The 23,553-nt window shown below is 40.6% G+C and carries 22 protein-coding genes; 9 read left to right on the forward strand and 13 right to left on the reverse strand.

The genetic code is table 11. The features are described from left to right. Window positions 1-12 precede the first annotated feature (12 nt). The 4 genes from ACNKW3_RS05765 to serA all read left to right on the forward strand — a co-directional run bounded on the left by ACNKW3_RS05765 (window position 13) and on the right by serA (window position 3,599). Window positions 13-954, forward strand: coding sequence for a nucleoside hydrolase (locus tag ACNKW3_RS05765; RefSeq protein ID WP_427398326.1), 942 nt, complete (start codon window positions 13-15; stop codon window positions 952-954). Continuing rightward, complete coding sequence (locus ACNKW3_RS05770) at window positions 955-1,560, forward strand: 5-formyltetrahydrofolate cyclo-ligase (RefSeq protein ID WP_427398327.1); 606 nt, start codon at window positions 955-957, stop codon at window positions 1,558-1,560. A 15-nt stretch (window positions 1,561-1,575) separates the two neighbouring features. Continuing rightward, window positions 1,576-2,229 carry a ribose-5-phosphate isomerase RpiA gene (rpiA, locus tag ACNKW3_RS05775; protein WP_427398328.1) on the forward strand — a complete coding sequence of 218 codons (654 nt, stop codon included), beginning with the start codon at window positions 1,576-1,578 and terminating at the stop codon, window positions 2,227-2,229. A 140-nt stretch (window positions 2,230-2,369) separates the two neighbouring features. Beyond that, window positions 2,370-3,599: a phosphoglycerate dehydrogenase gene (gene serA, locus ACNKW3_RS05780; protein WP_427398329.1), complete on the forward strand. Its 1,230-nt coding sequence runs from the start codon at window positions 2,370-2,372 to the stop codon at window positions 3,597-3,599. Window positions 3,600-3,660: 61 nt separating this feature from the next. On the opposite strand, the gene ACNKW3_RS05785 is transcribed toward serA, so the two are convergent. The 10 genes from ACNKW3_RS05785 to ampE all read right to left on the reverse strand — a co-directional run bounded on the left by ACNKW3_RS05785 (window position 3,661) and on the right by ampE (window position 15,975). Next, window positions 3,661-4,410: a DUF481 domain-containing protein gene (locus tag ACNKW3_RS05785; protein WP_427398330.1), complete on the reverse strand. Its 750-nt coding sequence runs from the start codon at window positions 4,408-4,410 to the stop codon at window positions 3,661-3,663. 104 nt (window positions 4,411-4,514) lie between these two features. After that, window positions 4,515-5,291 carry a DUF481 domain-containing protein gene (locus tag ACNKW3_RS05790; protein WP_427398331.1) on the reverse strand — a complete coding sequence of 259 codons (777 nt, stop codon included), beginning with the start codon at window positions 5,289-5,291 and terminating at the stop codon, window positions 4,515-4,517. 103 nt (window positions 5,292-5,394) lie between these two features. Next, window positions 5,395-6,216, reverse strand: a complete 822-nt coding sequence (locus ACNKW3_RS05795; protein WP_427398332.1) for an HDOD domain-containing protein — start codon at window positions 6,214-6,216, stop codon at window positions 5,395-5,397. Window positions 6,217-6,324: 108 nt separating this feature from the next. Then, window positions 6,325-6,567 carry a DUF1289 domain-containing protein gene (locus ACNKW3_RS05800; RefSeq protein ID WP_427398594.1) on the reverse strand — a complete coding sequence of 81 codons (243 nt, stop codon included), beginning with the start codon at window positions 6,565-6,567 and terminating at the stop codon, window positions 6,325-6,327. 107 nt (window positions 6,568-6,674) lie between these two features. Further along, on the reverse strand, window positions 6,675-7,814 hold the full coding sequence (locus ACNKW3_RS05805) for an acyltransferase family protein (protein WP_427398333.1): 1,140 nt from the start codon (window positions 7,812-7,814) through the stop codon (window positions 6,675-6,677). 219 nt (window positions 7,815-8,033) lie between these two features. Continuing rightward, on the reverse strand, window positions 8,034-9,455 hold the full coding sequence (gene lpdA, locus ACNKW3_RS05810) for a dihydrolipoyl dehydrogenase (RefSeq protein WP_427398334.1): 1,422 nt from the start codon (window positions 9,453-9,455) through the stop codon (window positions 8,034-8,036). A 103-nt stretch (window positions 9,456-9,558) separates the two neighbouring features. Further along, window positions 9,559-11,538, reverse strand: coding sequence for a dihydrolipoyllysine-residue acetyltransferase (gene aceF, locus ACNKW3_RS05815; protein ID WP_427398335.1), 1,980 nt, complete (start codon window positions 11,536-11,538; stop codon window positions 9,559-9,561). A gap of 11 nt (window positions 11,539-11,549) precedes the next feature. Next, entirely contained in the window at window positions 11,550-14,222 is a 2,673-nt protein-coding gene (gene aceE / locus ACNKW3_RS05820) for a pyruvate dehydrogenase (acetyl-transferring), homodimeric type (protein ID WP_427398336.1), read from the reverse strand. Window positions 14,223-14,304: 82 nt separating this feature from the next. Then, window positions 14,305-15,048 (reverse strand): GntR family transcriptional regulator, encoded by a 744-nt coding sequence (locus tag ACNKW3_RS05825; protein WP_427398337.1) that lies wholly within the window; start codon window positions 15,046-15,048, stop codon window positions 14,305-14,307. 102 nt (window positions 15,049-15,150) lie between these two features. After that, window positions 15,151-15,975: a regulatory signaling modulator protein AmpE gene (gene ampE, locus ACNKW3_RS05830; protein ID WP_427398338.1), complete on the reverse strand. Its 825-nt coding sequence runs from the start codon at window positions 15,973-15,975 to the stop codon at window positions 15,151-15,153. 119 nt (window positions 15,976-16,094) lie between these two features. On the opposite strand from ampE, the gene nadC reads away from it, so the two are divergent. The 5 genes from nadC to ACNKW3_RS05855 all read left to right on the forward strand — a co-directional run bounded on the left by nadC (window position 16,095) and on the right by ACNKW3_RS05855 (window position 20,539). After that, window positions 16,095-16,943, forward strand: coding sequence for a carboxylating nicotinate-nucleotide diphosphorylase (nadC, locus tag ACNKW3_RS05835; RefSeq protein ID WP_427398339.1), 849 nt, complete (start codon window positions 16,095-16,097; stop codon window positions 16,941-16,943). A 211-nt stretch (window positions 16,944-17,154) separates the two neighbouring features. Then, complete coding sequence (locus tag ACNKW3_RS05840) at window positions 17,155-17,580, forward strand: pilin (RefSeq protein WP_427398340.1); 426 nt, start codon at window positions 17,155-17,157, stop codon at window positions 17,578-17,580. A 139-nt stretch (window positions 17,581-17,719) separates the two neighbouring features. Continuing rightward, complete coding sequence (locus ACNKW3_RS05845) at window positions 17,720-18,928, forward strand: type II secretion system F family protein (protein WP_427398341.1); 1,209 nt, start codon at window positions 17,720-17,722, stop codon at window positions 18,926-18,928. A gap of 105 nt (window positions 18,929-19,033) precedes the next feature. After that, window positions 19,034-19,897 (forward strand): prepilin peptidase, encoded by an 864-nt coding sequence (locus ACNKW3_RS05850; protein ID WP_427398342.1) that lies wholly within the window; start codon window positions 19,034-19,036, stop codon window positions 19,895-19,897. Between the two features lie 219 nt (window positions 19,898-20,116). After that, a complete protein-coding gene (locus ACNKW3_RS05855) occupies window positions 20,117-20,539 on the forward strand; it encodes a hypothetical protein (protein WP_427398343.1) in 423 nt (140 codons plus the stop codon). A gap of 25 nt (window positions 20,540-20,564) precedes the next feature. Here ACNKW3_RS05855 and ACNKW3_RS05860 read toward each other — a convergent pair whose 3' ends face one another. From ACNKW3_RS05860 to ACNKW3_RS05870, 3 genes are read right to left on the reverse strand one after another with little or no spacing between them, the layout of a single operon-like run. Further along, window positions 20,565-21,692 carry an ABC transporter permease gene (locus ACNKW3_RS05860; protein ID WP_427398344.1) on the reverse strand — a complete coding sequence of 376 codons (1,128 nt, stop codon included), beginning with the start codon at window positions 21,690-21,692 and terminating at the stop codon, window positions 20,565-20,567. Beyond that, on the reverse strand, window positions 21,689-22,618 hold the full coding sequence (locus tag ACNKW3_RS05865; RefSeq protein ID WP_427398345.1) for an ABC transporter ATP-binding protein: 930 nt from the start codon (window positions 22,616-22,618) through the stop codon (window positions 21,689-21,691). Before ACNKW3_RS05865 ends, ACNKW3_RS05860 begins: the two co-directional genes overlap by 4 nt. Then, window positions 22,615-23,451 carry an HlyD family secretion protein gene (locus tag ACNKW3_RS05870; RefSeq protein WP_427398346.1) on the reverse strand — a complete coding sequence of 279 codons (837 nt, stop codon included), beginning with the start codon at window positions 23,449-23,451 and terminating at the stop codon, window positions 22,615-22,617. The genes ACNKW3_RS05865 and ACNKW3_RS05870 overlap by 4 nt, the downstream gene beginning before the upstream one ends. Between the last annotated feature and the right edge of the window lie 102 nt (window positions 23,452-23,553).

The following is a 23,553-nucleotide window of genomic DNA, read 5'->3' on the forward strand; positions in this document are numbered from 1 at the left end:
ATGAGTTCCCCAATGACACAAAAAATAATACTCGACACTGATCCCGGCATTGATGATGCAATGGCAATTTTCTATGCTTTTCAAGCACCGGAAATTGATGTTTTAGGCCTTACGACTGTTTTTGGTAATGTACCAGTAGAAATGGCTGCACAAAATGCGTTGTCATTGGTAGAACTTGCAGAACTTGATATCCCAGTGTGCAAAGGTACAGGCGTTCCGCACTACGGTCCTAAATCTACATTCGCGCATTTTGTGCATGGTGATGATGGCTTTGGCAATATTGGACATCATGCACCTAAAGGAAAACTCCACGACCTCAGCTCGGCTGAATTTATCGTGCAACAAGCGAGAAAATATCCTGGGGAAATAATCCTAGTGCCTATTGGCCCTTTGAGTAACATTGCGCTCGCACTTAAACTTGAGCCTGAGTTACCTAAGTTAATCAAAGCTGTCTATATCATGGGTGGGGCAGCCTTAGTACCGGGTAATGTAACCCCAGTAGCTGAGGCCAACATATGGAATGATCCTATCGCAGCCGATATTGTCTTTTCTGCAGGTTGGGACCTTATTATGTTTGGCTTGGATGTTACTTACGACTTACCCTTCGACGGTGGTTTTGTGGATATTTTAGCGGAAAAAAATCCTAAGCTAGGTGGCTTTGTCGCCAAATCATCACAGTTTTACATGGATTTTTATTCTCAAAATCGAGAAGAAAGAGTATGTTTTTTCCATGATGCCTTTCCACTCGCTTATATTGCATCACCTGATATGTTTGAGCTGACAGAAGGTCATATGCGAATCGGGACTGACCCATTAATGAAAGGTCAAACAAGTTTCGCGCCTGTAGGCAGTACGCCAAGTGATTTGTGGAATGACATGCCTTTGATTAAAGTGGCGACTAAAGTTGATCACCCAAAACTGACCCAACATTTTATAGACACCTACGCAAAATAAATGAAAGAGCCAACAACGACACAACTACGAAATACGCTTCGACAAACGTTTCGTGAGCGTCGTAAGTCGTTGTCCCACCAAGAGCAGCACACTGCTGCCCTTGGTTTAGTAGATCAAATTCAATCTCTAGATGTACTGCAAGGTGCTAGTAAGGTTGCACTTTACATGACCAATGACAGTGAGTTGGATACTCAACCTCTGATTGAACATTTGTGGCAGCAAAACGTTAAGGTATATCTGCCCGTATTACATCCTTTCAGTGATGGTTATTTACTCTTTCTTCATTATCATCCTAATTCAGTGATGACAGCAAATCATTACGGTATTGCAGAACCTAGACTGGATTGCCGAGACGTTTGCCCAGTGGCCAATTTAGATGTGCTTTTTACGCCTTTGGTGGCTTTTGACGCCTCAGGCAACAGATTAGGCATGGGTGGTGGTTTTTATGATCGTACATTGGCGTTTCTACACAATAATAAACAAAACCAACCAAAATTAATTGGACTAGCCCACGATATTCAACAAACCTTAAGTTTGCCGACAGAAGCATGGGATATTCCATTACCTACTATAATTACTCCCACACAACATTTTTCATTTACCTAATATAAGGATAAGGTCGTGGACCAGAATGATAAAAAACGCCTAGTAGGCGAAGCTGCCGCAGAATTCGTACAACCGGACACTATTATTGGCGTTGGCACCGGCTCAACCGTCAACTATTTTATTGATGCTTTGGCCAGTAAAGCGCATTTACTCAAAGGAGCGGTTTCCAGTTCAGAAGCCTCTACTGAGCGTTTAAAAGCCTTGGGGATTGAAGTATTCGATCTTAACGAAGTCGATACCTATGACATATATGTTGATGGCGCTGATGAAGTGACTGAACATAAACATATGATCAAAGGCGGTGGTGCTGCTTTGACCCGAGAAAAGATAGTTTCAGCGGTCGCCAAGTCATTTATTTGTATTGTCGATGATAGTAAAAAAGTGGGTGTTTTAGGCAGCTTTCCTTTGCCGGTTGAAGTGATTCCAATGGCTCGCTCTTTTGTTGCTCGAGAAATCGTCAAACTGGGTGGCGACCCAATTTACCGACAAGGCGTGGTCACTGACAACGGAAACGTAATACTTGACGTACATAATTTGAAAATCTTAAATCCGCCTGAACTTGAAACTCAGTTAAATCAAATTCCCGGTGTTGTGTGTAATGGAATATTTGCTCACAGAGGCGCGGACATAGTATTAAGTGCCTCAGGTGACGGTGTTCAAAGATGGTAATTGATTTTATTATCAATTTATTTGTTTGAATATTGGGCAAAGTCTGGTATCTTTGCCTCCATCATTTAGACGTCTAGATGTCTTTTATTAAGACTAAATTCTAGCTCAGTAGTTTGCCAAAGTAAGGAATCTATTTTTCCATGAATAAACCGTCCCTAGCTAAGGATAAAATTAAGATACTTTTGTTGGAAGGACTCCACAATAGCGCCCTAGAAACTTTTAAAAACGCGGGTTACCACAATATTGAATCACTTAAAACATCGCTTCCTGAAGAGGAACTGATAGAAAAAGTGAAAGATGTTCATTTTATTGGAATCCGTTCAAGAACTCAGTTAAGCGAAGAAGTGGTAGCAAAAGCGAAAAAGTTGGTGGCGGTTGGATGTTTCTGCATAGGCACAAACCAAGTCGATTTAGAAGCAACGCAAATTCGTGGTATTCCTGTATTTAATGCACCCTTTTCAAATACTCGTTCTGTTGCAGAATTGGTCCTTGGACAACTCATCGTATTATTACGAGGCATTCCCCGTAAGAATGCTAAAGCGCACAGAGGCGAGTGGGAAAAAAGCGCAGTAGATTCATATGAAGCTAGAGGTAAAACCTTAGGTATCATAGGTTACGGTCACATAGGTACCCAGTTAAGTATCCTTGCTGAGCATTTAGGCATGCGTGTGCAATTTTATGATATTGAAGACAAGCTAGTACTAGGTAACTCTACTCAAGTACCATCTCTGAAAGAATTATTAAACACTTCAGATGTTGTCAGCTTGCATGTTCCTGAGACCGCGCATACTAAAAACATGATCGGAAAAGAAGAACTCGCCCAAATGAAACAAGGTGCAATTCTTATTAATGCCGCGCGCGGCACAGTGATTGACATTGATGCACTTTGCGAAGCAATGGAACAAGGCAAATTAAATGGGGCTGCAATTGATGTATTCCCAGTTGAACCTAAGTCAAACGACGAAGAATTCGAATCACCGTTGCGTAAATTTGATAATGTCATTCTTACGCCTCATGTGGGCGGTAGTACTCAAGAAGCGCAGCAGAACATTGGCATAGAAGTGGCAGGCAAATTAATCAAATACTCAGATAACGGGTCGACTTTATCTGCGGTGAATTTCCCTGAAGTATCCTTGCCGCAGTTTACCGATCGTTCACGCTTGTTGCACATACACAAAAACCGTCCAGGGGTGTTGACGCAAATTAACCGAGCCTTCGCAGACAAAGGCATTAATATCGCGGCTCAGTACTTACAAACCGACCAAGAAATTGGTTATGTAGTTATTGACGTAGAAAAAGATCATGCTCAAGACGCGTTTAAAGAATTGAAAGCGATTAAAGGTACTATTAAAACTCGGATTTTGCATTAATAAACTTGTAATAGACAAAAAAACGCGCTATCAGCGCGTTTTTTTGTCTCTATAGCTTGGTTTAAAAGAAGCTGTAAACCAAGGTAGCAGCAGTTTCAGTGTCGAGTTTTTCAACACCATCTGCTACATCAGAGTTGTGGTCAAATTTAATGGATAGTTTCATAGATAAACCACCAAAAATTTGTGCCGTTAGTGCTGACTCCGCTCTTGTTTTGGTGTTGTCAGAACCCACTTCCGTTGAAAATGTTTGAGTGAATTTAGCCGTTTCTGAGATCTGCCATTTGTAATCGGCAGCCGCACGTAAGATAGCACCGTTGACGCTCTCGTCATTTTGATCTTTAGCGAATGAGTAACCAGGACCTATACTGTAGTTGAATGAACTCCCCTGGTTTTGCCAAACTTTATGGTTCCAACCAGCTGCGACTGTTGACTGGTATTTAAAGTTACTGAAGCGATCATCTTCATAAGAAGCAAATCCAAATAAACGGTAATCTGGATTTTCCAGTTTGTAGTTGGCTTGACCTGAAGCAAAAAATTTCTGCGCAGTTGTATTTTCGACTTCTTCACCAGTGTCATCGTCAGTCACTGTATCTTTTTTGTATAGAGCTTCGATAGCGTAATCGTTACTCCACTGTTCTAATTCTTGTTTAGCGGATAAACCTGCACTTAGAGAAGTTGTTTCAGTATTACCAGTAGTGACGATAAAGCCAAACTCACCGTCCATCGTAAAATCTTTTTCATCTTCAGCTTGTGCATAACCGATTGACATGGTCGCTAAACTAACCATGGCTGCAATTTTTGTAATTTTCATAGCGCTTTTCCCTAAAATTTAGAATTGAATCCATGCTAATACAAGCGGAATAAATCCTTTAGCAGAATGCGCGTATAGTACAAAATACGTGAGTAGTTGCCAACCTAAAAAAACTGATAAACTAAAGAAACACTGGTCCTAGTGGTAAATTGATCGACATTATCACCGACATTTTCATCTACCGTCATTTCAAAACTGAATTTCATTGCCAATCGTTCAAACACTTTAGCGGATAATGAAGAAATAGCTGTGGCTCTATTATTGGTATCGCTTATTTCAGCCGACAAGTTTTGTTTAAATCTTGCTTCATTTTCAAATTCATAAACGAAGTTAGCAGTTCCTCGAACGATAGGGCCTTCTTCGTTCACATTGTCATCCTCTTGGCGATAGGTGGCGTATCCTGGACCTACACTATAGTTAAAACTACTTTTCTTTTCTTCCCAAAGTATGTGACGCCAACCCACTACCGCAGTGAACTGATCCCTTAGCTGTAAAAATTCATTATCATCATATTCGGCATACAAGAATAATCGGTTTTTACCTTTGATAGGTTTATAGTCAAACTCCCCAGACACTTGCACTCGGCTAGTATCGCTGCTTACTCCAGACACGTCACCTGATTGATTAAGTATCTGCAAATAATATTGAGAAATCCATTTTTCCATTTTATGACTGGAATCAAAAGCAAGCATAAATACGCTGGTGTCAGTATTCCCAGTGGTTTTTAAGAATCCAAACTCGCCATCTAATACTAACGCCTTTTCGCTTTCTTTTTGTTTTTTAGCTTCTAGTATCTTGAGCAGATTCCGCTTTTTTTGGTGGGCATTGCGAAAAAATTCGTAGGCTTTTTGCTGATAAGCAAGCGCAACTTCCTCTGCCATCGAGGGCCAAGAAATTAATAGTAATATGAGAAAACAGCTTTTTTTCATTTGCGCGAATTCTAAATAGTTATATTCGCGCTTATATATTTTGGTTTTATTAATCTTAATTTAGAGCTGACGCTATTTTTAGCGACTCGACACGCGCGAATTCGGAAATGATATCATATTCATCATCCGTTAATCCAATAGTGTCGATGAGGATTTCTGGTGTACTTGACTGATGGATAAAGTCTGCACCAAGATTGTAATGGGCCATACCTGATGATGCGTATACAACTGCGCAGTCAAAGTTACCTAAGCTGTCTTCACTCAAAGAAAATTTCAATAAAGCCTCGTAAATAGACTCCGGTATTTGCCAGTTTTTGAGAATCAATCCACTACAATGGGCAAACGTAAAGTTAAACACCGTCATTTGTGCTTCAAGAGGGGGATACTCGTCTAATAAATCCTTATATTTAAGATATTTTTCTGGCAAACGAGTAGCGCAGATGAGTTCACTTAAATTATGTAAGATACCAATCACAAAATATCTGTCGCTACCTCGAATTTGACGCTGTTGCGCAATAGATTTGGCAATCAAACCGCCTAATACCGCTTTCTCCCAAAATTGGTTAAAATCTATTGCTTCACTAGCAAATGATTTAAACGCTAGGTTGGCAGTTTCGGCCATGGAAATGTTATACGCAGCTTCACCACCGATCACACCAAGGGCTTTGGGCACTGTAGTAATTTGGTTTTGAAATCTGAACAAAGCACTGTTGGCCAATCTAAGTACTTTTGCGCTCAAAGATGGGTCGACCGACATGATTCGCGCTATATCATCAACTGACGCACGAGGATCATCCAGCATGGTTCGCAACTTTGTACAGGTATCAGGCAAAGTAAACGACTTACTCGCAAACTTTACGATTGGCTCCAACGACATGGTATTACTCTTATAATTCAACACATCGTTATACTACTAAAAACAATTGCGCCATAGGTTGGTGAAATTTATACCAATACTTGGCAATTCATAACTAAAACGAGAGGTTTAGAAGAGATTTTGTTGGTTAAAGTGGGTACTTTGGGTCTCTTGTTTATTCTTTTTCGCCTGATACATTTTCTTTCTACGATTACAGGCATTGATAATTATTCGTTTCGTTTGATCGTCAACTTTGTGCCAGTGTTGGCGCTCTTCTCGACTACGGAAACACCCAATACAATAGCCTCTTGGACCAGATTCACATACCCCAATACAAGGACTGGGAATGTCAAAAAATTCAAGCTGCTGCATGTAATGTTGCGACCACCAATAAGAGTTAATGCTCACATTATAATCAATCCGTAAATTTCTTCCCTCTGAGTATTTGTACAGTTGTTCAGTCTATTCAAGAATAACGCTTAAATTTTTAACCATTTATAGATTTTATGCGTCTGGAATTCGGTCAGTTTTGCCATAGCGTAGGCGATTACTAAAATAGCTATAATCAAAGCGAAATATAACAACAGGCTAGTAAAACTGAAGGTCAGATAACCGTCACTATTAATCAACACTGCTCTTCCCAAACACAGAAGCGGTGTGTGAATTAAATACAAGGTATAAGAAAATCCCGCTAATTCATGAGAAATCTTTTTGTTGGTTGAAGAAGGGACTATACGCTTATCACTGTTAATCAATGCGTAGCAAAATAGGGCAAAACTAACGCCGCAGACGACTCGCTCAACTAGTTTGGAGTCCATTTGCCCTGAGAGTCTGACGAAAAGCAAAGCCGCAATGAAGACAATAAAACTTATACTCAACAGCCAAATATAATGTTTGTTATTAACAACAGAATAAGGCAAAAATAATAGCCCAACGCCTAACAACCAAATACTAAATAAAATCGAAATATCTAATCCAACAAAATAAAAAATGATAACTGCCGTCATCAATTGAATTAGCTTTATATGAGGAGCGCTTTTACATACCAAGGGTAAAAACAACAAAGGAAAAAGAACGTAATACCAAAATTCATTGGCTAAACTCCAAAGTGCGCCATTGGTTCCTAAGGTCGGAGTCAATATAGTTTGGGTAAAAAACAAATTTGATATAAAAATGCTGAAGGACAAGTTTTCTGGATTAATAGACCCATACAAAGTATTGGCATTGTATACGCCGTCAGAAGTCCAATATGTAAGCCCATACATGTCGATTAGGTAGGTTAAAATCAATGCAGGAATTAACACCAACCACAGCCTAACTAAACGTCTGGACAAGTAATTTTTAAAACTAAACCCCTGACGGTTTACTTGATTGATAATAGAGCGACCAATAAACAAACCGCTGAGTACAAAAAATACCATAACAGCAGGCGAACTGTAGCCACTGAATAAAACGCGAAATATCTTTTCAGCAATAGAAGGGTTAACAACTTCAGCATAAGGGCCGAAAATTCGGCCAACGGCGTGTCCACATACCACAGCAAGAGCAGCAAAAAATCGAATGTAATCTAGTGATACTGATGTCAAACCATCAGGCTGTAGCTTTGCAATCTTCAACATATAAGTATCAGACGTCCATGTGATGCATATACAAGTTTATTGTTAAAAACTCTACATATATCACGTTGCTATAAGATTATTCAATACACTAATTTATTTGGATTTGAAGAATATCCTTGTTAAGCGTTATTAGCATGTGGTTAAGTTTGATTTAATTTACTGATTTCATAGCATAAAAAAAGCGCCTTAAAGGCGCTTTTCACTAAAACAGAAACTCAGTTACTTTTTCTTCGCTTTTGGATTTGGCAAATCAGTAATACTTCCTTCGAAGATTTCTGATGCTAAACCAATAGACTCATTTAGTGTTGGGTGAGCATGAATAGTTAATGCTACATCTTCTGCATCTGCGCCCATTTCGATGGCTAATCCAATTTCACCTAGCATTTCACCAGCGTTAGTTCCAACCATGGCACCACCAATAACACGACCTGTGTCTTTTTCAAATATCATCTTAGTCATGCCGTCAGTTGCATCAGAAGCAATTGCTCGACCTGAAGCTGCCCAAGGGAAGCTTGCAGTTTCGTAGCTGATACCTTGCTCTTTAGCTTCTTTTTCGGTTAAACCAACCCATGCAACTTCTGGCTCAGTGTAAGCCACTGAAGGAATACATTTAGGGTCAAAGTAATGCTTCTTACCCGCGATAACTTCAGCGGCAACATGACCTTCATGTACAGCTTTGTGAGCAAGCATTGGTTGACCGACTAAGTCACCGATAGCAAAGATGTTATCAACGTTAGTGCGCATTTGTTTATCAACTTTGATAAAACCTCTTTCGTCGACGTTTACGCCAGCTTTATCAGCATCGACAAGACCACCGTTTGGTCTACGACCAACTGCAACTAGTACTTTGTCATAACGTACCGGTTCTTTAGGCGCCTGTTTACCTTCAAAAGTTACATACAAACCATCATCTTTAGCTTCAACTGCTGTCACTTTTGTTTCTAACATGGTGTTGAACTTATCTTTGATGGTTTTCATGTAAATCTTGATGATGTCTTTATCAGCTGCAGGGATTAACTGATCTAAGAATTCCACCACGTCAATCTGTGAACCAAGGGCATGATAAACCGTACCCATTTCTAATCCGATAATACCACCACCAAGCACTAGCATTTTCTCTGGAACGTCTTTCATTTCCAATGCACCGGTTGAGTCAATTACTCGCTCGTCATCATGAGGAATGAAAGGCAATGCTACAGGCTCAGAACCAGCGGCAATAATTGCTGTTTCAAAAGAAATAGTGGTTTTACCGTCACTTCCTTCCACTTCAAGGGTATTTTTACCGGTGAATTTTCCGTAGCCTTGTACGTGCTTAACTTTACGCATTTTTGACATGCCCGCTAAGCCTTTAGTCAATTGACCCACTACGCCGTCTTTGTAACCACGAATTTTATCAAGGTCGAATGTTGGCTCACCAAAGGTTACACCATGATTAGATAGGTGCTTAGCTTCTTGAATGACTTTCGCCACGTGCAATAGCGCTTTCGATGGAATACAACCAACATTCAAACAAACGCCACCTAGGGTTTCACGGGCATCCACTAATACGGTTTCAATACCTAAATCAGCTGCCCTAAATGCTGCAGAATATCCACCAGGACCAGCACCAAGAACCACTAACTGTGTTTTTATTTCGCTCATTATGACCTCAAATTACCTTTTTAAAGTAAACATTTGCCGCTTATTGTACGGCAAATGTTGATTTGTTTTAACCTATTAACTTCATAAATGAAGGATAAGTCTTTTACAAAATAATACGTCTAATATCTGACAGCACTTCACTTAAATGCACAGCGAATCGAGCTGCTAGTGCACCGTCTATCACTCTGTGATCGTACGACAATGATAGAGGTAACATTAGACGAGGCTGGAATTCTTTTCCATCCCACTTTGGTTTTATTTCACTCTTAGATACACCTAATATGGCGACATCTGGGGCATTTACAATAGGCGTAAATGCAGTTCCACCAATACCACCAAGGCTTGAAATAGTGAAACAACTCCCTTGCATATCTTGAGATTTCAATTTGCCGTCTCTAGCTTTAACGCTGACTTCCATTAGTTCTTTTGAAATTTCCATTACGCCTTTTTTGTCCACATCACGAATGACAGGAACAACAAGGCCTCCAGGAGTATCTACCGCAATACCAATATGATAATACTTCTTCTGAATCAGAGTTTCGCCAGACTCAGATAAGCTGGTATTAAAGGTCGGGTAAGCTTTTAACGCATCCGCAACCGCTTTCATCATGAACACTAATGGCGTAATTTTAACGCCCAATTTGCGTTTTTCCGCAATTTGATTCTGTTGCTTACGGAAATCTTCTAAATCCGTAATGTCGGCCTCTTCAAACTGGGTTACATGAGGAATGGTTACCCAATTGCGATGTAAGTTTGGTCCAGACAGTTTTTGAATACGAGTTAACGGCTTCTCTTCTATCTCACCGAACTTGCTGAAATCCACCTTAGGTGGCGGAATAACCTGTAAACCGCCTTCCCCACTACCAATGCTCGCACCCGCAGTTGCTTTAGGACGAGAAAGCTCATATTTCACATAAGACTGTACGTCTTCTTTTTGAATACGACCTTTACGACCTGAACCTGTCACTTGTGACAAATCAACACCAAACTCTCTGGCTAAACGACGCACTGAAGGTGAAGCATGTACTTTTCCTGTTTTGCTCTTCTCGCCCGCAGATGGATGATGTGGAACAGGCGCAGAACGCTGTGGTGCTGATTGTTGCTTAGGTGCACTTTGTTCAGCTTTTGGCGCAGGCTTACTTTCTGTAGCTGGCGCTTTTTTAGGTGCAGATCCTGCTACTTCAAGGGTTAATACCAATGAACCTTCAGAAACTTTGTCCCCTACTTTTACGCTAATAGAAACAACTTTACCTTTTTCAGGTGCAGGAACATCCATGGTTGCCTTGTCAGTTTCAAGAGTAATCAAACCATCTTCTTCGTTGATTTCATCACCTTCGCTAACAAGCACATCAATAACGTCAACTTCTCCAGCGTCACCAATATCAGGGACTTTTACTTCAATGACTTTGCTTTCAGAAGATGCTTCTTCCTCTGCTGGAGCTGATTCTGTCGAATCAGGCGCTGATTCCGTTTGTGTATCAGAAGCACCACCAGAGGTTTCTAGAATTAACACCAAAGAACCTTCAGACACTTTATCTCCAGTTGACACTTTCAACTCGACAACTTTACCTGCTTGTGGAGCCGGAACATCCATAGTGGCTTTGTCGGTTTCTAAGGTAATAAGACCGTCTTCTTCGGCTATCGTATCACCCACACTGACCAGTACATCGATAACATCAACCTCAGCGGCATCGCCAATGTCTGGTACTTTCACTTCAATAGTGCTTGAGCCTGATTGACTGCTTGATTCTGTTTTTGCTGGCGCACTGTCTTCCTTAGGTGCAGCTTCAGCTGCTGGTGTTTCCGCTTTGGGAGCTTCTTCTGCAGATGATTCTTCGCCACCTGCACCCACTTCAGCTTTACCAATCACGTCACCATTTTTGATTTTGTCACCAACAGCAACTGTCAATTCTTTAATGGTGCCAGAAAATGGGATAGGAATATCCATACTGGCCTTATCGCTTTCAACCGTTAGAATCGAATCTTCTTCATTCAACTGGTCACCTACAGCGACCAGTATCTCAATAACTTCAACTTCGTCCTCGCCCACGTCAGGCACTAGGATATCTTTAAGATCTGCCATAGCTTATCTCCTTATGCGTTTAACGGGTTGACTTTGTTAGGATCGATGTCTAAGGCTTTATGCGCTTTCAACAAATCTTTCTTATCCAAATCACCTGCCCGATAAAGCTCATATAAAGCAGCATAAGCAATGCTTTTTGCATCAACTTCAAAGTGACGACGTAAGTTTTCGCGACTATCTGAACGACCGAAACCGTCAGTACCTAAAACTCTGTATTGTCCAGGAACATAATTTCTAACCTGATCCGCATAGTTTTTGATGTAGTCAGTTGCTGCAACCGTTGGCCCTTCAAACCCATCACTAAGCACTTCAGTGATCCAAGGTGTTTTTTCCTTGGCTTCTGGGTTTCGCATGTTGTAGCGATCACAATCTAAAGCTTCACGAGTTAACTCATTGAATGAGGTTACACTATACACTTCAACGCCAACGCCATATTCATCGTGCAACAATTCGGCAGCTTCTCTGACTTGAATAAGAATGGTACCACAACCTAGTAGTTTTACTTTTTTCTTATTGCGCGCATTGCCAAGCGTATCGAGTTTATAGATACCTTTTAAGATCCCTTCTTCAGCGCCTTTGGGCATTTCAGGTTGAATGTAGTTTTCGTTCATTACCGTGAGGTAATAGAACACATTTTCCTGATTATCCATCATACGATGAACACCATCTTGCACGATTACCGCTACTTCATAACCATAAGTAGGATCGTAACTGATACAGTTTGGAATCAAGGCAGCTTGAGTATGACTGTGACCATCTTGGTGTTGCAAACCTTCACCGTTTAGGGTTGTTCGACCTGCAGTACCACCAACCAAGAAACCTCTTGCTTGTGAATCACCAGCAGCCCACGCCATATCACCCACACGTTGGAAACCAAACATAGAGTAGTAAATATAAACAGGGATCATTGGGAAGTTATTGGTTGAATAAGACGTCGCGGCAGCTAACCAAGACGACATAGCACCTAACTCATTGATACCTTCTTGCAATACCTGCCCTTTTTTATCTTCGCGATAATAAGCCACTTGGTCTTTATCTTGCGGAATGTACTTTTGACCTTCGTTAGAATAAATACCCACTTGTCTAAATAGACCTTCCATACCAAAAGTACGAGCTTCATCAGGAATAATAGGTACAACGCGCTTACCAATTTGTTTGTCTTTTAACAACACGGTTAATACGCGCACAAACGCCATTGTGGTTGAAATTTCACGCTCGCCAGAACCTTTAGTGATGGCTTCAAATGCTTTCAGCGGTGGTGCAGGTAATTCTTCAGAAGATTTAGGTCTTCTGACTGGCATATAACCATTTAAGGCTTCTCTGCGCTCACGAAGATATTTCATTTCTGCAGAATCATCTTCTAGCTTGTAATACTCTAAGTTTTCGCAAGCTTGGTCTGATAATGGGATATTGAATCTATCTCTGTATTGCTTAATTGAATCCAGATCCATTTTCTTCACTTGGTGGGCAATGTTTTTACCTTCACCAGCAGATCCCATACCGTAACCTTTAACTGTTTTGGCTAAGATTACTTGTGGGCGACCTTGAGTTTCAGTTGCGCGCTTATAAGCTGCGTAAACTTTCACCGGATCATGTCCACCACGATTTAAGCGCCAAATGTCTTCATCAGACATATTTGCAACCATGTCCTTCAACTCGGGATATTTACCGAAGAATTTTTCGCGAGTATAAGCACCGCCTTTTTCTTTACAGTTTTGATATTCACCGTCTACAGTTTCATTCATTAGCTGCAATAATTTACCTGTGTTGTCACGGGCCAATAGTGGATCCCAGTAACGCCCCCAGATAACTTTAATTACTTCCCATCCTGCACCGCGGAAAGTACCTTCAAGTTCTTGAATAATTTTACCGTTACCGCGAACAGGTCCATCAAGACGTTGCAAGTTACAGTTAATGACAAAGGTCAAGTTATCTAATTTTTCACGGGACGCTAAGCCGATAGCACCTAAACTTTCCGGCTCGTCACACTCGCCGTCGCCCAAGAAACACCAAACTCGTTGCTCCGAACAGTCTTTTAATCCACGGTTAGTCAAATACTTAAGAAAACGCGCGAGGTAGATGGCTTGCATTGGACCTAGGCCCATGGAAACCGTTGGAAATTGCCAGAAATCAGGCATCAATTTAGGGTGAGGGTATGAAGACAAACCTTTTCCATCAACTTCTTGACGGAACATATCTAGTTGTTCTTCTGTTAAACGACCTTCAACATATGCGCGAGAGTAAATACCAGGGGATACGTGACCTTGAATAAATAAATAATCACCACCGTTATCTTCGGTAGGGGCTTTGAAAAAGTGATTAAAACCAACATCGTATAACATGGCTGATGAGGCAAAACTTGAAATGTGGCCGCCTAGTTCAAGGTCTTTTTTAGACCCTCTAAGAACCATCATTAACGCGTTCCATCGAATAGCATTACGAATTTTAGTTTCAATGGTCTGGTCGCCCGGCATATTGGGTTCTTGACCAGCAGGTATAGTATTTATGTAAGCGGTGGTCGCATCATAAGGTAAATGCGCTCCATTCAAACGCGCTTTCTCAATTAATGACTCAAGAAGATAATGAGCTCGATCCACGCCCTCTTCTTCTAACACTGCTTCTAATGCATCTAACCATTCCTGTGTTTCAATTGGATCCACATCAGGTTGCTTCATTTCAGCCATAGTTTTTTCCTATTCTCTTGTTCAAATAAACCCGATAAGCGTTGCTTATCGGGCTTGTTTTCTTCTGTTTGGTGACAGATTATTATTCGGTTGTAATTATACGTCTCAGCGAACGCTGGACTTTCACATCTCTTTTATTGATATCTAATAAGGTTTGTTCAACAAATGCCAGGTGTTGATGACTAGCGTCTCTTGCTTTAATGGGATCCCCATTAACTATGGCATCAACAATTACCTGTCTTTGAAGAACAATTTTATCTTCAACGTCAGCGCCACTTCTTAACATTGCAAGGTTGCGTTTAATATTGTCGGTTAACATTTGCTGCATGGTGCGCATGACATGCAACAACACCATGTTGTGAGAAGCTTCGGCCATCACCAGATAAAATTCTGATAAGGCTTGCGCTTCATTTTCAGCATCGTCATTTACTTTATAGATATTGCTTAATGCCTGTTTTAGATCTTCAAATTCATGATTTTGACCTCTTAACGCAGCATAAAAGGCCGCCATACCTTCAAGTGAATGACGAAATTCTAACAAATCAAATTGAGTTTCTGGACGAGAACCAATCAATTCCAATAAAGGATCTGTCATACGTGCATTTAAGCTACGTGATACAAAAGTACCGCCGCCCTGCTTACGCTCGATGAGTCCTTTGGCAGATAAATTTTGAATAGCTTCTCTGAGTGATGGACGTGAAACTTGAAACTTTTCAGCCAACAAGCGCTCTGGCAATAGTTTTTCACCAGCCGCAAGAGTGCCGTCAAGTATCATTGACTCTAAACGTTCAGTTATTACGTCTGACAGCTTTGGCTGTTTTATCATAAGTTATTGCCACCTTTTTATAGTTGTGACTAAGCGCCCAAACACAATGGTAATACCAATTTACCAAACAGTCTAGTTCATAAATAACTTAAGGTAAAGTTTTTATCTTACTAGTCCGACCATGGTCCCTAGCGCGGTAAGCATAAGAATAAACACCAAATTGCGTTTTACCAATTTTACCAATTGCAGCGGCTCATCAATTACAGTGTTGCATTCGCTAACATCTTCCGCAGCTTTTGCCACTAATCCTAATGCATCATAACTTTGAATGCCTGGGGTCATCAAAACTGTTAACCAATAAGAAAATGCATTACTGAAATGCCCCACCACTAAAAACCCAAAGGTGGTAATGCGCACAGGTATCCAATCTAAAATAAATAAAATGGTATCCGTCGGAGTTTTGTCTTCTATCCTTTGTTCTTGCTGTTTTGTTTGTAAACTTAATTCTTTAATTATGGAATAAAACACTAATCCTGCCACTCCAGTGAGTACAAAAAAGATAACCACTGAAACATATTGTCGGTAATTTACAAGAACCAGTTGTTTACCCACATTGTCGAGTTTGCCACCTTGATTGCCAAACGAAATACTGTGTAATGCACAGGCTTCAAAATCTTCACGGTTGGCTGCTGCAAGATACTTTTTATAGGTAGCCCTTGTTACTGGGCATCCAATACAAACCCACAGAACAACCAAAATTATCACGAACTCTATTAATAAAGGTACCCACCAGAAAACGGCATAGATTACTATTGCCGGTACAGCGGCAATAGCAATTGCTGTCAAATGGGAAACTTCATCTTTGATTAGATTTTTGTCGCGCAAAAAGGAAAAATACTGCTGGCATAAGGTCGCGATGTGAAATTGCTTTGATTTTGTGGTGACACGCTCAATTGCCATAATGATAAGAAGGGCAAATAAAGTCATGGATATGCTCTTATTTATTAGAATAAATAAAGTATAATATAAAGCGAAACTTGGTGGTGAAGTTTTCTCCACAAAAATTAAGTCAATATTCATTGACCTCAATAAAAAGAACAAAACGAATGCAAGCAAAGTATCAGTTGACAGTAGAACAAGATGTCAAACAAGCCCTGATTGAAGATTTAGGTGGTTCTCTAAATATTAATAACGATATTACCGCCATGCTCATCGATAAAGAAAAAACCGCCCAAGCACAGATTATTGCCCGAGAGCCGGGTGTGTTATGCGGTAAAGCTTGGACAACAATGGCTTTTTCAATGGTCGATAGCAGTTTAAAAATCAACTGGTTGGTTGATGATGGTGATGCCTTTAGTGAAAATCAAACCCTAGTGCAAATTATCGGAAACGCTCGGGCCATACTAACCGCTGAACGCACAGCTTTGAATTTTCTACAAATGCTAAGCGGCACAGCAACGATGACACAGCGCTATGTCAAGTTATTAGGGAATAGCAATACCAAATTACTTGATACACGCAAAACCATACCTTATTTCCGTCATGCGCAAAAATACGCGGTCTTTTGTGGCGGCGGACAAAACCATCGAATGGGCTTATTTGATGCTTTTCTAATCAAAGAGAACCACATTAAATCCTGTGGCGACATTAAGACTGCGGTCGATAAAGCACGTTTGTTAAGCCCCGGGGCCCCAGTGGAAGTCGAAGTAGAAAGCCTTGAAGAGTTGTCAATCGCGATTCAATCAGGCTGCGATATCATAATGCTAGACAACTTCAACAATCAACAGATCCAAAAGGCAGTAGAGATAAACAATCAGGTATGTAAACTTGAAGTCTCTGGCAATATTACGGACGATAGACTGCAAGAATTAGCAAATTTAGGTGTTGATTATGTATCTTCAGGGGCATTGACAAAAAATGTCAAGGCAATTGATCTTTCTCTACTAATACAATAAATTCAACAAGTTAAGCTAATCCTAAAAGGGAGTTTAGGGTTTTCTTAGTGTCAAAACCTACACTTAGGTATTCTCCTGCATACTTCACAAGTCGTCGGACGGTTTTATACTGCATTCCGAGGTCAAGAGAGAAACACTTTAAAAACTTCTCTCAACGCCAACTTTAAACTTGTAACCAAAAACGCGTTTTACGCACTGTGAGGAAAGTACCATGACTAAAGCAAACCAAACTCAAAAAGGTTTCACCTTAATCGAACTAATGATCGTTGTTGCCATTATCGGTATTCTAGCTGCTATCGCATTACCTGCGTATAACAACTACACTGATAAAGCGAAGTTCACTGAAGTAACTAACGCAACTGCTGCAGCAAAATCTGCTGTAGAAGTTTGTGCTCAGTTAAACCCAACTTCAATCTCTTCATGTGACGGCGGTACTAACGGTATCCCTGCTGACGTAACAGCAAGTGCTACTGCTGTTGGTCTAACAACTGCTGACGGTGTAATCACTGCAACTGCTAAGACTGGTACTCTAGTTCAAGCTGACGGCTCAACTGCTGCAACTTTTACTTTGACTCCTACTTTTGCTAACGGTGTAGTAACTTGGGCGAAAACTTGTAACCCAGCAACAGTTTGTTAATCCAAACTTACCGACTTCGAAAGCCCAGTATATGCTGGGCTTTGTTGTCTCTAACGCACGAAAAATTGAGTTAAAGTAAACGCCTATTTTGCAGTTAAAAATAGTATCTATAAAGTAAAATAATTTAGGGGTGACAACCATGGCTAAGACGCTCGAAACCTTTACCTGGGTTGGTTCAGATCGCCGAGGTAGTAAAACCAAAGGTGATATTTCAGCTGCCAGCCTACAAGAAGCCAAGAACCTATTGCGCCGGCAAGGCATTTCCGCCATAAAAGTTAAGAAACAAGCCAAACCCCTATTCTCCAAAAAAGAAAAAATTTCAGCCGGTGATATTTGCGTTATCTCTCGTCAAATAGCGACCATGTTAGGTGCTGGTGTTACCTTGATTCAGAGTTTAGAGATGATTGGACAGGGTCATTCTAACGGCGCGGTTAGAAAAATGATGGGTGACATCACCAACGAAATTAAAGCGGGTAATCCTTTGTCCGATACCCTGCGAAAGTACCCTCTGCAATTTGACGATTTATATTGTGATTTAGTAGAAACAGGCGAACAGTCCGGTGCTCTTGAAACAATTTATGATCGAATTGCCCTGTATAAAGAAAAAGCAGAAGCCTTGAAATCAAAAATCAAAAAGGCTTTATTTTATCCAATAGCAGTTTTGGTCGTAGCATTTATCGTAACCACCATTCTGTTAATTTTCGTAGTTCCTCAATTTGAAGAAATTTTTGCGGGCTTTGGGGCTGAATTACCTGCATTTACACAACTGGTATTAAGACTTTCTGACTTTGTACAAAGTTATGGGCTTTTTATTTTAATAGGATTAGTAGCAAGTGGTGTGGTATTTGTACGAGCACACCGAAAATCGCAAGCCTTACGAGACAATGTGGATAAGAAATTACTCAAAATCCCCGTCATTGGGGAAATTCTCAAAAAAGCGTCTATTGCGCGCTATGCTAGAACATTATCCACTACCTTTGCTGCCGGCGTCCCCTTAATCAGTGCTCTAGATTCTGCGGCTGGCGCTTCTGGCAATGCAGTGTTTAGAGATGCGATTTTATTTATTAGAAAAGAGGTTGCTGGCGGTATTCAAATGAACAGCGCCATGCGTGCAACCAATGTATTTCCTGATATGGTGACACAAATGGTTGCCATAGGAGAAGAATCTGGTGCTGTTGATGATATGCTTTCTAAAATTGCGACTATCTACGAAGCCGAAGTTGATGATATGGTCGATGGTTTAACAAGTTTATTAGAACCCTTAATAATGGCAGTATTAGGTGTTGTTATTGGGGGCTTAATTGTGGCAATGTACTTACCTATTTTCGAAATGGGTGCTGTTGTCTAGTCACCTTTTTCAAGCATGACTAAACAAGGTCGATAAACTATAAAGGCTTGAAAACTCTCAAGCCTTTTTTATATTAACCGTTTTTTTCAAGGATATTTCTAAATCATGTGGGAATTACTTTCTACCTCTGCACCTTTTTTCATCGGCTTTACATTTGTGCTGAGTCTTTTGGTCGGTAGTTTTCTGAACGTGGTCATTTATCGATTACCCGTCATGATGAAGCGAGAATGGGAAGCTCAGGTAGCTGAATATCAAACAGCTGAAAAAGAAAACACGCCCCAAGAGCCCTTTAATTTAATTAAACCTGATTCTACTTGCCCGAAATGTGGGCACAAAATTCGGGCTTGGGAAAATATTCCGGTGATTAGTTGGTTATTATTAAGGGCAAAATGTAGCAAATGTAAAAACCCTATTTCAGCTCGATATCCTCTCATTGAATTGTTGACCGCGACTTTGTCAGCACTAGTAGCATGGCAACTTGGCTTTTCTCCTATTTCCCTTGCTTTTATATTTGGCACTTGGCTTTTAGTAGCAATGACATTCATCGACCTCGACGAGATGCTATTGCCCGACATACTGACCTTGTCGCTATTGTGGATTGGTTTATTAGTACAGGCTATTTTCACGCCGAGTACACTACAAGATGCCGTCTTGGGTGGCGTGTTTGGCTACATGAGTCTATATACCGTGTATTGGGGATTTAAATTGCTTACGGGTAAAGAGGGTATGGGGTATGGTGACTTTAAATTGCTCGCCGCCCTAGGCGTTTGGGTGGGATGGCAACATTTACCCATCATTATATTATTATCTTCCGTGGTTGGCGCTGTTGTAGGTATTCTACTCATGTTGAAACGAAATAAAGACAGTACCATGGCAATTCCTTTCGGCCCCTACCTAGCAGCCGCCGGTTATCTCACCATGTTATTTGGAGACCAAATCGCTCACTGGTATATAACCAGTATTGTTTAACGATTATTTAGCGCTTTTAATTTTCAAGCCCGTTATTTTCACTAACGGGCTTTTTGTTTTTAGCATTTTATAAGTTTTTTTTAAAATAACTGAGAGATTTCAAACCCTAAGCTCACTATACAAAACAAGGGCAGCTGCAAAAACAAAGTCTATTTGAGTTTTTGCAGGTCAAGAGCTCACAAACCTGTAGTTGATAGTGAAAAGTTTAGGATTGTTTGGATGAAAAGCTTAAAAACCTTTCTGTTAATTTTGACAGCGTCTGTAAGCAGTATCGCTCTCGCCGACCTTGGGCATAGAGAGACTGTTGACGGTGATGGATGTTGGGACGGCAAACATAATTTTGTTAAAGGCGGAAAAGATTGCATGACGGTGACCTCAGCCAGTTGGATTACCGATGATGAGTTAAAGGTGGTGTATAAAAACACCTGTAATTACCGAATTTATGCAAAGTTTTGCAATGCTCTAAACAACAATAACAATGATTGTAGCTCAGATGGAATCTTGCCTTTTAGAACTACTTATTTGATCACCGCAAATGCATCTGGAAGTTACAGTTATATGGCGGTTGGTTCTGATGATAGACAATCAGATTGGATTTGTGCCAGCAGGATTGCCGGTGATAACTGGTATGCTATGAATTAGTCCCTGAATGTGAGCTGCGTATCATTTAATCTAGCGTTCGTTGGTAACGTAGGATTGCTAATAACCCCATAACCAAAGTAAAGATCAAAATAGCATAAAACTCTGTTGCTAAGTGCTGCCAGTTTGCTCCTTTTAGCATTACACCTCTTACAATCCGCAGGAAGTGGGTTAAAGGTAAAGCTTCACCGATAAACTGCGCCCATTTTGGCATTCCCCAAAATGGGAACATAAAGCCAGATAACAAAATTGAAGGTAAGAAGAAAAAAAAGGTAAGTTGCATTGCCTGCATTTGTGACTTTGCGATGGTAGAAAAAGTAAAACCTAAGCATAGGTTAGCAATGATAAATAAAATGACACCACTCAATAGTAATAATACATACCCAATGAAGGGGACATCGAAAATATATCGAGCAGCTAAAATAATAATTAGCGTTTGCACAGCCCCTACCAAAACATAAGGAAAGATTTTTCCTAACATGACTTCCAAGGGTTGTGCTGGCATGGCCAATATATTTTCTAAATTTCCTCTTTCCCTTTCTCTAGTCATGGCCATAGCAGTTATCATTACAGACGTCATAGTCAAAATAACCCCCAATAAACCCGGTACAATATTATATTGGGTAATATTTTCTGGATTAAATTTGCGATGAATAACAAGTTCTACAGGCCCTGTTTTGGATTGTAAATTTGCCAAGTGCCCTGTTAGATCATGTCGCAATGCGTTGTTCACAATATTTGCGGCCTGTCCCAACGCATTTGAAGAAACAGCAGGATCTGACGCATCAGCGATGATTAACAATTGGGGTTTCAGCCCATTAACCAAATCTCGACTGAAACCGGCTTGAATAGTTACAATAAAGGCAATTTCGCCTTTTTTCATAAGTGTTTGAGCTTGGTCTAAATCTTTGACCACATGTTCAAAATTGAAATAACGACTGGCGGCAAACCCTGAAAGTATAGCTCTTGTAAAGTGAGTATCTTCTTCTGCATAAATGGCAGCGGGAAGTTGCTTGGGGTCATTATTTATCGCAAAGCCAAACAGAATGAGCTGAATAATTGGAATACCCAGCATCATTGCAAAGGTCATTCTATCACGCCGCATCTGAATAAACTCTTTAATCAATATTGCCCACAATCGGGATAACCGGTTCATTGGTATTCACTTCCCGACGACTTGGCTTGTTGAGTAAGCGCGATAAAAGCCTCTTCTAACTCTGGTACTACAGCTTCCACTGAGACTTGATTAAAACGAGAGCTAGCCAAGTTAGCTTCAATTTCAGATTTATCTTTACCTACAATATGTAAAGACCCGCCGTAAAAGGCCACTCCTTGTATGCACTTCATTTTTTGTAACTCTTCACTGTATTGGCGTATGTTGTGCCCAGTTAGACGGAAGCTAACTAATCCCGAATGTTGAATCACTTGAGCCACTGTGCCCGTAGTAATAAGTTGACCGTTTGCTAAATACACTATTTGATCACAGCGTTGCGCTTCATCCATATAATGGGTCGATACCAGAACAGTAACGCCTTGTTGAGAGAGCTTATGAATATGCGCCCAAAACTCCCTTCTCGCTTGGGGATCCACGCCTGCGGTTGGCTCATCCAATAATAATAATTTTGGTTGATGTAGGGTAACTGCAGCCAAGGCTAATCTTTGTTTCCACCCACCTGAAAGGTTGCCAGCTAATTGATCTTGTCTTTGCTGTAGTCCTATCTCTGCTAGGGCATTGACTACCTTTTCATCGCTTTTGGTTAAGTTGTACATTCGAGCGACAAATTGTAAGTTTTCTTTTATGGTGAGGTCTTCCCAAAAAGAAAAATGCTGGGTCATGTAACCGGTTTCTTGCTTGATAAACTTACTTTCTCGAATAATGTCATAGCCTAAACAACTCCCTTTGCCTGAGGTAGGGGTTAATAGCCCACAAATCATCCTAATGGTTGTTGTTTTGCCTGAACCATTGGGTCCTAAGAAGCCCCAAACTTGGCCTTTTTTGATGTTCAGATCAATCCCATTTACCACTGTTTTTTTACCGAACTTTTTTACCAAACCTTCTACTTCAATGGCAACGTCGCTCATGGGATTGTCACGTCCACAGGTTGTCCTGGCGTTAGCGTCACAGCTTTATCAAAATGAGCTTCGATTAGAAAAACTAGGTCTTCTCTCGATTTTTCACTGTATAGTACTGGCGGTGTAAATTCTGCTCTCTGACTAATGTAGCTAATTTTGGCAAGCGATTGAACGTCGTTGGAATCGCTTGAAACACGAACTTCTTGCCCAAGCTGAATACTGGATAATTTATTTTGCGGAATATAAAAACGCACTTTCGTGGTCTGGGTCAGCTGCAAGAGCATAATCGGTTGACCCAAAGTGACATATTCACCTTTACGAGCATAAATTTCTTTTACTTTTGCGGTTATCTTACTCTTTATAGCCCGTTGATTGATTGTCCACTCTGCTTGATGTTGAGCTGATTGGGCTGCTTCAATTTGATGGGAAATACTATCTAAGTAATCCGGTCTTGCTGCTAGCATTTGCACTTCGATTTGATGCTGAGTAACTTGACTGGCTGCTTGCAGCGCCTTCAAATTTAGCACTGCCTTGTCATAGTCTGCTTTTGTTGCTAAATCTTTGCTTCTGAGGGTCAGTAAACGTTCTAATTCTAGTTCTGCTTCATCAATAGCAAATTGTTGTTCTTCAAAACGACTTCTTAACACTGCGATTTCTTCGTTTCGAGCACCATGTTGCGCATCAGAAAGTTGCGCATCTAAGGATTCGACTTTAGCTTTGGCTTCATCTAATTGATATGTCTGCAACTCAGAATCTAGCTGTGCCAAAAGGTCATCAGGTCTAACTATAGTACCGTAAGTTACGCCAGAGCTTTCGATCCAACCGTTGGCTGGCGCTACCACAGTGACAAATTCAGCTTCGATATATCCAGTGTACTAATCTTTTTCTGTTTGTGGCTGACAACTACATAGGAAAGTTAGCAGGGACACGACCAATAAAGTTGG

It is taken from the genome of Glaciecola sp. 1036, from assembly GCF_050306235.1.
Classification (GTDB): Bacteria; Pseudomonadota; Gammaproteobacteria; order Enterobacterales; family Alteromonadaceae; genus Glaciecola.